11 protein-coding genes are annotated in these 9,840 nt (G+C 66.8%); 5 read left to right on the forward strand and 6 right to left on the reverse strand.

The window, feature by feature from the left end; all coding sequences use genetic code 11:
- Positions 1–15 precede the first annotated feature (15 nt).
- The gene (locus tag ACGFNP_RS22415) at positions 16–786 is read left to right on the forward strand and encodes a recombinase family protein (protein ID WP_393321477.1); all 771 of its coding nucleotides are present in this window, start codon (positions 16–18) and stop codon (positions 784–786) included.
- Positions 787–976: 190 nt separating this feature from the next.
- Here the strand turns inward: ACGFNP_RS22415 and ACGFNP_RS22420 are convergent, their stop codons facing one another.
- Positions 977–1,270, reverse strand: coding sequence for a hypothetical protein (locus ACGFNP_RS22420; protein WP_358335993.1), 294 nt, complete (start codon positions 1,268–1,270; stop codon positions 977–979).
- Between the two features lie 105 nt (positions 1,271–1,375).
- Here ACGFNP_RS22420 and istA point away from each other — a divergent pair, with 105 nt between their 5' ends.
- From istA to ACGFNP_RS22435, 3 genes are all read left to right on the forward strand, one after another.
- Positions 1,376–2,587 (forward strand): IS21 family transposase, encoded by a 1,212-nt coding sequence (gene istA, locus ACGFNP_RS22425; protein WP_393321480.1) that lies wholly within the window; start codon positions 1,376–1,378, stop codon positions 2,585–2,587.
- A 481-nt stretch (positions 2,588–3,068) separates the two neighbouring features.
- Positions 3,069–3,293: a hypothetical protein gene (locus ACGFNP_RS22430; protein WP_393321483.1), complete on the forward strand. Its 225-nt coding sequence runs from the start codon at positions 3,069–3,071 to the stop codon at positions 3,291–3,293.
- 207 nt (positions 3,294–3,500) lie between these two features.
- A complete protein-coding gene (locus ACGFNP_RS22435) occupies positions 3,501–3,938 on the forward strand; it encodes a hypothetical protein (protein ID WP_393321486.1) in 438 nt (145 codons plus the stop codon).
- Positions 3,939–3,957: 19 nt separating this feature from the next.
- Here ACGFNP_RS22435 and ACGFNP_RS22440 read toward each other — a convergent pair whose 3' ends face one another.
- The gene (locus ACGFNP_RS22440; protein ID WP_393321489.1) at positions 3,958–4,311 is read right to left on the reverse strand and encodes a hypothetical protein; all 354 of its coding nucleotides are present in this window, start codon (positions 4,309–4,311) and stop codon (positions 3,958–3,960) included.
- 128 nt (positions 4,312–4,439) lie between these two features.
- On the opposite strand from ACGFNP_RS22440, the gene ACGFNP_RS22445 reads away from it, so the two are divergent.
- Positions 4,440–6,518, forward strand: a complete 2,079-nt coding sequence (locus tag ACGFNP_RS22445; RefSeq protein WP_393321492.1) for a hypothetical protein — start codon at positions 4,440–4,442, stop codon at positions 6,516–6,518.
- A 525-nt stretch (positions 6,519–7,043) separates the two neighbouring features.
- Here ACGFNP_RS22445 and ACGFNP_RS22450 read toward each other — a convergent pair.
- The 4 genes from ACGFNP_RS22450 to ACGFNP_RS22465 form a co-directional block, all read right to left on the reverse strand.
- A complete protein-coding gene (locus ACGFNP_RS22450) occupies positions 7,044–7,523 on the reverse strand; it encodes a helix-turn-helix domain-containing protein (RefSeq protein WP_393321495.1) in 480 nt (159 codons plus the stop codon).
- A 126-nt stretch (positions 7,524–7,649) separates the two neighbouring features.
- Positions 7,650–8,144, reverse strand: a complete 495-nt coding sequence (locus tag ACGFNP_RS22455) for a hypothetical protein (protein WP_393321498.1) — start codon at positions 8,142–8,144, stop codon at positions 7,650–7,652.
- A gap of 42 nt (positions 8,145–8,186) precedes the next feature.
- Positions 8,187–8,333, reverse strand: coding sequence for a hypothetical protein (locus ACGFNP_RS22460; RefSeq protein ID WP_393321501.1), 147 nt, complete (start codon positions 8,331–8,333; stop codon positions 8,187–8,189).
- 456 nt (positions 8,334–8,789) lie between these two features.
- Entirely contained in the window at positions 8,790–9,362 is a 573-nt protein-coding gene (locus ACGFNP_RS22465) for an RICIN domain-containing protein (protein WP_358335966.1), read from the reverse strand.
- Positions 9,363–9,840 lie beyond the last annotated feature (478 nt).

Genomic DNA, 9,840 nt, shown 5'->3' on the forward strand with positions numbered 1-9,840 from the left:
CCGCGTTGATCTTGGTTGAGAACGTGCCTCGCGAGCCTACGCGGTTCTCATAAACGGGCCCCGGCCACCGTCGCGCCGGACACTCCGAGCGCCGACATCCGCATCGGGCTAAGCTCGCTGCTCCACCCTCACCCAGGAACTGCAGTCCCAGCTGGACGCGCTGGCCGCGCACGGCATCGGCCGGGACAAGATCTTCGCCGAGAAGATCAGCAGCCGGATGCGGGTCCGCCCCCAGTTCGAGGCCGCCTAACCCTGGCCCGCCAGATCAAGGCGCACGCCCCGTACTGCCGCATCATCCTCACCGTCTATGAGATGAAACGCCTGGGCCGCGACGCCGCCGAGCTCACCGCCCTGGCCGACCACCTCACCGCACACAGCCTGGTGCTGGAGATGCTCGCCGGGCCGCTGCCCGGCATCTACGACCCCACCGGCCTGGGCCGCATCCTGTTCGGCTTCTTCGCCGCGATGGCCGAGACCGAACGCGAGAACGTCCGCGAAGCCACCCTCGAAGGCCTCGACGCGGCCGCTCGCAAAGGCAAACACGGCGGCCGCCCACCCGTCATCACCGACGACATGCTGCACACCGTGCTCCGCCGCCGCGCCGCCGGCGAGTCCGTGGAGTCGATCCAGCCCGATCTGATCATCCCCACCGGCAAGCGCAAGGGCCGCAACCCCAGCCTGGCCAGCATCTACCGCGCCCTGGCCGAACACGACAAACGCCAGGCATACCCCGAGGCCGTCGAGGCCGCCCGCGCCGAGTTCGGTGCCCTGGACACGTCCCGGTGATCAGCCGCGTTCACGGCGCCCGGCGGCGTGCCGCAGCGATAGTTGTCACCGCAGGCGGCTGCTGGCCTGGGCCTCCGGACGCATCGAGGCACGGTAGTTGTCACCAAATCGGCGCGCTACTTGTCACCAGCGCCAACAGCCAACCGCATGAGCCGAAGCTCGATGGCTGTCACCGCCGGTGCGGGGCGTGTCAGTCTCCGACGAACCACAGATAGCGGTGTGGTGCCTCTTGGGCCATGCTGCACAGCTCGCGGAGCGCTTCGGCGAAGGCGTCGGTGATCAGCCCTGCGGGGAGTCGTAGTAGTTCGTCCAGCAGGGTATCGATCTGCCGATGATTGAAGATCGTGTCGCCATATGGGATCAGATGGCCGAACATCGGAAACTGGGCCCGGTCGAGGTTGGCCAACGCATCGCTCCAAGACAGGCCGTGTCTGGTCCTCGCCATGACCTCGGGCCCGTCGCCACGGATCTGAAGGTTGATCACCGGGCAAGGATAGAGCTGCGGTGACAGGAATCCTGCCTTTGTGACAACTACCGCGCCTCGGCTCAGGCGGCCAGCCCGCCCGGTTCGACCACGACAAATGTGGTCTTGGACCCGCATCGCTGGTTGGAACTGAGGCGATTTCGCAGCCTGAATGAGTCCGGCGCGATGAGCTTGCGGGAGATCGCGGCCGCGACCGGGCTGAACCGGCGGACGGTCGCCAAGTACCTGTCGGGCGAGGTTCCGATGGTGCCGCCGAAGAGGGCACCCAGCACTCGGCCACGGCAGCGGGTGGTGGACGAGGTCGCGCCGCTGATCGACGCCATGTTGCGGGCGGAGATCCTGCTCAAGGGGGCGGTGATCCACGAGCGTCTGGTGCCAGACTACGGATTCACCGGCAACTACCAGCGCGTCAAGATCTACTTGCAGGAGGCGCGGCCGCGGATCGCGGCCGAACTCGGTATCAGCCCGGGCGAACTGGCGGGACTGCATCGCCGATTCGAGGTGGTGCCGGGGGCTCAGGCCCAGGTGGACTGGGGCGACGAGGGCAAGATCTTGGCCCATGTCGGCATCGGGAAGGTCTACTCGTTCCACATGACCTTGTCCTATTCGCGCGACCCGTTTTGCTGCTTCACCACCAGCCAGGATCTGGCGAGCTTCTTCGACTGCCACCGCCGGGCGTTCGAGCATTTCGGCGGGGTGCCGATGTCGATCGTCTACGACCGCACCAAGACGGTGGTCCGCCGCCACGTAGCCCCGGGTGAGACTGTTCCGTTGCATCCGGAGGCGGTCGCCTTCGCTGGACACTACGACTTCGACCCCGATGTGCTGGCCGCCTGCCGGCCCACCGGCAAAGGCCGGGTCGAGCGGCAGGTCGCCATCGTCCGTGACCATGTCCTGGCCGGGCGGGCATTCTCCTCGATCGAGGAGCTCGACGCCGCCTTTGTCACCTGGGTTCCGCTGCGGCGCTCCAAGGTCCACGGGACCCACGGCGAGGTCATCGGAGTGAGGGCGGTCCGCGACCACATGGCGTTGCGGCCCCGCCTGCCCCGTATGTCGTGGCCCAGCGGCCGCGCCACACCCCAGGTCAGGCCGGGATGGCGGGCTGCAACGGAGACGACGCGACCGGACGCGCCGGGACGGGCTCAGCCGGGCCCGGGAACCACCACTGCGCTATGTGCGCAGTGTGCTCGGCGGGGTCCCCGTGCGCTGCGATCACCTCCAGGAGCCAATTGCCCTCCAGATGGCGGGCGATGGCGTCGAAGTAGGCGCGGGCCAGTTCGGGACGCGGGACGCTCGACAGCACGAACACCCGGATGATCCGGTTTGCCGAGTCCACCTCCGTCATGTGGCGCGGGTCGAGGTCGAGCGGCGCGAACGGCGGAAACGCCCGCATGTCGGCCGGTGAGCCCGCGCACGGCGTAGTCGTAGGGCCTGCTCAGCTTCTGCATGCGGCAGCCAAGCCACTCGACCACGGCCGCGAACTCGTCCAGGGCGGGGCCCGGCTGCTGCGTGAACCTGATGTCCTTGCCGGTGCCTCCATCGCCGAGGAGGTAGCCCGCGAGGATGGCATGCTCATCGAGCCCGCGCTTCGTTCCCTAAGACTGGCTCCACCCTGTTCCACGCTGCCCGCGCCCGGCGCACAACCTGGCTGCCGCCTTCTTGTCAGGCCATTATCTCGAACGCAGTTTCAACAAGTTCAGCAGTACGAACGATGCGGCCATTAGCAATGGGTATGATATCGAACAAACTAACGAATTTTTCGAGGCCGAACCCCTTGCGATTTAACCTTCCAACGGTTGTGAAGCCGCTTCGTGGGCTGCGAGCTCCCATCGGCCGCACGCCGACCAGCGGGCACCACCACCGTCCACCCGGCGTCCCGCAGCGCGTTCAGCGGGAGCGGGCAGCCTGGTTCGGATTCCAGCCGGGCGACAGGTCGGCGGACATCGGGATCAGCACTCCTCAAGCCGGTGGCGGAGCGGGCCGGTTGATCGAACTCGACCGCTCCGGCGTGGTCTCGAGATAGCCCGCGAGGGCGCGGATCGCGTGCGCCCCGGACGCCGCCGCCAGCCGGGGCGGGACACCCGCATCTGCGACGCCCGCCCCAACCCGACCGTCACGTACAGGGTGCCGCGCCACCGACCACGCTGCACCGCGAGCGACGCGGCATACCGACGACATACCGCTGATCCCTAGCATGACTCCTCGTTCCGCTACCAGGAGAGGGAGCAGCATGTCCAAGATCCGAACAGCGCTCAGCGTCTCAGTACTGGCCGTCACCATGTCGGCCCTGACTGCCACGCCCGCGTCGGCAGACGACCCCGCCTCGAAGCCGAAGTCGGTCACCACGTGCAAGACGAAAGCGAACGTCAAGGTCTGCCTCACGGTCCACAAGGCGACAAACGTCATCAAGGCTACTGTCTCCTATTCGAAGAGCACCAAGTACTGTGTGAACGGCGAACTGGTGATCTTCCGCCCCAAGCACAAGAGTTTCGCCAGTAGCGGCAATTTCAACCTCGGCAACACCAAGTGCTCGACAAACGGGTCAAGCGCGACGAAATTCAAGTCCATATCCGGCAAGGGGATCGGCAAGGGGCAGTACATCGCCTCATTCAGAGTCGGTGGAGACATGTTCGCGGAACTCTCCGCCGTCTCCTACACGTGGTCCTGACGCGCCGTTCCCTGCCGGGTCAACGCCGCGTTGACACCGCCCAGCGCAAACGGCCCGCGAGCTGCTGGGTGGCCTGCTTGGACACCCCGAGCACCCGGCCGACCACTGCCCACGACGCCCCGCCGGCGCAGGTCCGGGGCAGGGCCTTGGTGTGGAGGTTGCGAAACCCTCGGCGGACGCGGGCGGGGGTGAGTCGCTCGGGGACGGCGGGCTTCTCCCACGGGCGGCGTAGATCGCTCACCAGGCCGCGGGCCAGGCGCAGCTGGGTATGCGCGGTGAGGATGAGCCAGGTCCAGGTGTCGGCGGCGTGCGGGTCACGCAGGCGGGGCTTGGTCCAGCCGAGGGTCTGCTTGAGCAGGCGGACTTTCGTCACAGGTCGCTCGTCCTGGCTGATCACGATCTGGTGGCGGAGCGGCACGCCGTCGTGACATGAGAGCGGCCATCGCCGATCTTCTGTTCTGCGAAGAAATGAAGATCAAACCGATGGCCGTGGAGTCCAGTATGACGGTAACGCCGCTGCGAGCGGGAGTGGCCGCGACGAAGAGTTCATCGCCGGTGGCGGAGTCCACGGCGAGGCTGCGGGAGTTCCGCGCGGGCTGGTATGACTGCCTGACCATGCGCGCGGACGCGCTATTCGAGCTCACCGACGCGGTGTTGTCCGCGCCGACGGTCACCTCGCTGCCGTATCTGAGCCTGGAGCCGGTCTTTCGCCGCAGCTGGGGCAGCCTGTATGACGCCCTGGCCAGAGGCCGGATCGATCCGGAACGGGTGGGCGAGTTACTGGTGGCCTGTCGCCCGCCCGAGTGGCCGCTGACCTTCGCCGTGGACGCCAGCACCCACCCGCGCCCGTACGCCGAGACCAGCCCCGGACGGGAGTGGCACCACCTGTCCGGGCCGGGTGGGGTGGATGGCGGGGTGCCCGGCTGGGCCTGGCAGCATGTGACACAGCTCAACCTCGAGCACGACTCGTGGGTCGCGCCGATGGACGTGGTCCGGGTGCCCACCGGCGGGCCGGCGCAGACGCTGGCCGCCGCCGAGCAGATCCGCGCCATGGCTGCACGGCTGCGCACGGCAGGAGGCACCGGGCGCAAGCTGTTCGTCCACGACGCCGGATACGACCTGGCGGTGCTGGTCTACGAACTGCACGGCGAGCACGATGTGACCGGCGAGCACGCCCAGCGCTGCGCCGACCTACCGGAGGGGACCCACCACCAGCTGTGCGGGGTGCACACCGTGCACGGCAACGACGACATCGAAGTGCTGGTGCGCATCCGCAATGACCGGCTGCTCTACCGTGACCCGCCACCCCGCCCGCCCGGCAACGGCGGCCGTGCGGGACGACCCCGCCGCCACGGCGAACAGTTCTCCTGCGCCCGGCCCGAGTCCTGGGGCGAGCCCGACCAGCAGCTCACCCTCACCGACGAGCACTACGGCCAGGTCACCGTCACCGCCTGGGACGGCCTGCACCCCAAGCTGGACAAGAAGGACCACTTCGCCCACCGAGCAGAAGCGCCGATCCTGTCCGGAACCCTCATCCGCGTCCAGGTCGAACGGCTACCCGGTGGACGTAAGCCCACCCCGAAGCCGATGTGGCTGTTCTGGTCCGGCCAGGGCATCCCCGACCTGGACCGATGCTGGAGATCATATCTTCGCCGGTTCGATATCGAGCACTACCTGAAGTTCCTGAAAAGCGTGCTGAGCTGGACCGATGTCGCCCCCCACCACCCGGAACAGGCCGAACGCTGGACCTGGGTGCTGCTCGCCGCTTATGCTCAGCTCCTTGCTCGCCCGCGGCCTCGCCCAAGATCAACGCTACCCTTGGGAACGCCGCCACCACCGCAGGCTCTCACCCAGACGAGTCCGCCGGGATTTCGCCCGCGTACTACCGATCATCGGCACCCCCGCTACCCCTCCGAAACCCTCCAAGGCGGGCCCGGGACGGCCGCGAGGGCGCACCAGCACCCCAGCTCGCCGCCACCCAGCGCTCAAGAAGTCAGCATGATCGCCTTAAAACGCAAGAACCCGGCGGGCACAGCCACGTTCTTGTGCGTGGTGATCGCCTGGAGGATCTGCCGCTGCTTGGACCACAGCGCCTCACCGAGCACCTGCTCGACGAAGCCGACCGGGTCGCCGAGCCACACGCCGTACGGGGTGCCGAGCTCGCGCCCCGCGACCGCCAGGACCTGCACGAGATCGGGCGGTGCGAGCATGCAAGGGCGCGGCGCCGCACTGCCGGCGCAAGCGCCATCAGCTCCGACAGCATCCCTGAAGCGATGCGGGAGTCACAGCGGGGAAGGTCGTGGGGAGCGGGGACGGCCAGCGCCGTCATCCGTCGCACCCGCAGCGGAAGTGCAGAGCCAGAGCTGCAGCCGCCTCCTGGTCGTCACGCGTGCTCAGCAGGATGACGCGCGTGCAGAGCGGGCACGTCTCTGCCCGCTGGAACATCGCCGCGTACTCCACGGCGGGCCATCGTGCCGGAGTAGATCGGATTGCGTCTTGCTCCAACTGGAGGCACCGAGCGCGATGCCTTGGAAAGAACCAACTCACGGGCCTGGTCATGAACCTGAGCGAGATGGTTGACAGCGGCGCTAAAAGGCGCCGTCGAGTAGGCGTTATTGCCCCCGACGTGCGAGCGCACGTCTAAGCTCTTGCCTGTCCGCTGCGCAAGCGGGTCCCGGCAGCAGTCAATCGGGGGGTCGGCTGCTTACGATGGCGCCGATCCTTCCGATCGCCATCAACCGGAAAGGGGCACGATGCGCAAACGGTGCAAGAAGAACGACCAGTCGAGGTGGACGGAGTGGGCGCAGCTCGCAGTGCGGGCCGGGCTCATCCTCGTAGACCTGTTGGTCAACAGGATCAGGTAGCCGAAACAGCTACCTGATCCCGCAGTAGGGTGACCCCCGTCAGGCCTGTCAGCTACGGCGGGGGCACTCACACCAGGTGAGATGGATTGAACCAGATCTCATCTAGCCCGATGGTAGCGAACAGACAGTAGATGCGTAACGCAATGGGCGCGCTACAAGACGAGTTACTGGATGCGCTACTGCTCGCACTAATCGTCGCGAACGTAACCACAACCGTAAGCGGTACTTGTTGAACGCCGACTTACAGCCCGAGGGACTCCAGCCAGGCCAGGCCCGCCTTCTTGTTGAACCTGCCGCTCGCCAGCCGCACCCCTTCGGGCAGGATGCCCGCCTCCTCGGCCTTGCGCACCTGGTAGCGCACCTGGTCCACCTTCAGCCCGGCCGTCTCGGCGAGGTCCTTCATGGTGGTTCCCGCGCTCGCCACCGCCTCCGGGGAGGTCTTCTCCTGCCACCACGCCAGCAGAGCGTCCTCGTCGTAACGGCGGTCGCTGACCTTCGCCACCTCCGGGAGTTCGCCCGCCGCCTCGGCCTCGTGCACCGCCGTCCGGAACGTCTTCTCGTTCACGCCGACCCTCTCGGCGGCGTCGGCGAGGGTGGTGCCGGCGGACAGGCTCTCCTTCCGCGTCCGCCACCACTCGACGAACAGGATCTCGTTGACGGCGCCGCTGCCGTAGACGATGTCGGGCGGAAGGGTGCCGGCGTCATGCCGTGCGGCCGGCACCGCGAAGGCGCATCCTGCGCAAACTCCGATGCTGCCCCCTTCTCGCAGGTCAGCTCGTCAAAGCGATCTTTATCCTTCAACTCCGAGAAGCGGGATGAAAAACCCTCAATGCCTGGCGTACCTCGTCTACCTGCGGTGCGGTGTTCGAGTAAGCGGTAAGCACCTCCACTGTTCCACCAGACCGTCTCTGGTCTGCCGAAATATCGGCAGGCTGGGGCGGTTTCGTGTGCGTGGACGCATCGCGCGAAGCCTCAGAGGTTGCTTCCAGTCGCGCTTCAGCGTCGAAGATGACCTCGGCCGATCGCGACAGTTGCCCTTTTCGTACCCGTTGCGTGGGGCCGTAGGGAGCTCGCGGACCATCTCGATGTAGCGCGGGACCTGGTAGTACGCGAGTCGCTCCCTGCACCAGTCGTACACGTGCGAGGCGGTGAGCGCGTGAGGTTCGGCCGTGCGGACAATGATCTTGATGTCATCCTCGCCCAGCTGTGACGGGACGGCGACTACGGCACTGTCCGCGACGCCGGGGCATCCGTTGAGGATGCGTTCGACCTCCCAGGCCGAGACGTTCTCGCCCCGGCGGCGGAGGTTGCCGCCGGACGAGTGGCCATGAAGACGGAACATCCCCCCGTCCTGCCGGACAGGGGGACAATGTACCGCCGCGCCTTACCGCGCCATGGACCCTTGCGGTGATGGTTGTTGCGGCTTGCGGATCACGGTATCCGCATGCGCAGGAGTGATGCCCAGCGCCAGCACGGCGGCCAGGCTGGCAGCCAAAGCGGCGGCACGGCGAGTCCAGGTACGGGTCTTCATACGGCTCTCCCAGTCGGCCGATGATCATGACAGTACTGTCCAACATCATCAGCGCTGCATCCCCACCCGTCCACCCCAGAATGGCCGAGTGGCCACAAGCGGACAGGCCCTCGCACCCGCGGACGTTCACAACGGCTACAGGCTCGCTTCGCTCTCGGTCCAAGAGATCAAGACCGGTATCCGATGTGGCGCGACGGTGCTCCGGCGTGGTTGTGACTTGCGTCGCTCGATGTCGCATTTTCTGCATCGCTTCGTGTCGTCCCGCAGAGGGGATTCCGGCTGTGGACAGTGGTCCGCGGCATGGGGCCATATTGGGAGGCATCCGGGACCTCGGCCGACGAGGGCGGGGTGGTTGGGATGGGCGCGGTGACGTGCTTTGGGCGGTGTGAAGGGGAGCAGCGCCGCGATGCCTTCGACCGGCATCGCGGCGCCCTTTTGATCGTCAGTACGCCCAGGTCAGGGGGTTGTCCCGTCGTCGTAGGAGAAGCCGTACCTGTTCGGCAGACCCTCCAGCAGCCACTGCTGTGTGGTGGCGGCGAAGGCGCAGTTCTGTGTGACCAGCCGGGTACCGCTCGCCGTGCTGCCGCCGGACGGACCTACGCACAAGCCGAAGAAGTGCTGGCGGAGGACCCAGAGGCCGTCGGGCGCACCGGGGCGCACCGCGACGAACGTCCATTGCTGATCGCCTGTGGGGCCGTTGGCGCATTGCCGCAGCACCAGCGAGGTGCCGACGGGGGTCGGGTTCTGCGTGTTGGCCAGGCTCAGGCACTTCCCGCTGGAGTGGCGTATGGAGTTGTCCGTCGAGCTGACGGGCGCGAAGCCGTGCCAGAGCTGACTGCAGTCCATCAACACGATGGGAGTGCCGTCGGCCGAACCGCCGTTGAACGGGCCGATGCACCTGGAGGGAACCGCGATGGCGTTGTTGCGAACCGTTGTGAAAGGGAAGACGGCGGCATCGGCCGCCGGCGTCATCGCCAGGACCATCAGCACGGCCAGCCCGGTGAGGACGGTGAAGAGAAGTCGGCGCACGTTCGCTCCTTGCAGTCCTTGACCTTTGACACGCTGATCGCGTGTCTGCCTTGGAGGCGTGCCGTCTGGTTCCAAGCGCTGGAACCACGCGCACCGAACGACGTTCCCTCTCGTGCCTGCTGGTGGAACTATGCCTGGTCTGGCATCCGTGAGGTCAACAACAGGTAGAAGGGCCTCCGCCTCGCTCCGGAGGCTTGTTTGATGGCGCGGGCTTCGATCACTTTCCGATGTCCGTCGGGTGAGTCCCGACATCGATGTACCGTCCCGCGAAGCCGAGCTTGACGCGATCAAGCAGGTTATCGCCACAAATAGAACACGCCCAGAACAACGAGCTTCCCGACGAGTTCCTCAGCCTGTTCCGGGCCGATGCGATCTCGGCATTTACCCATCAGGTGCTTCCTGGCGGGATGCAGGGCTTCACCGTCACATTCGGGCTGGAACGGTCGGAGGTAGTTGTGGGACCGCCACCTCGTTGGCC

This window comes from Nonomuraea sp. NPDC049269 (assembly GCF_043197155.1).
GTDB lineage: Bacteria > Actinomycetota > Actinomycetes > Streptosporangiales > Streptosporangiaceae > Nonomuraea.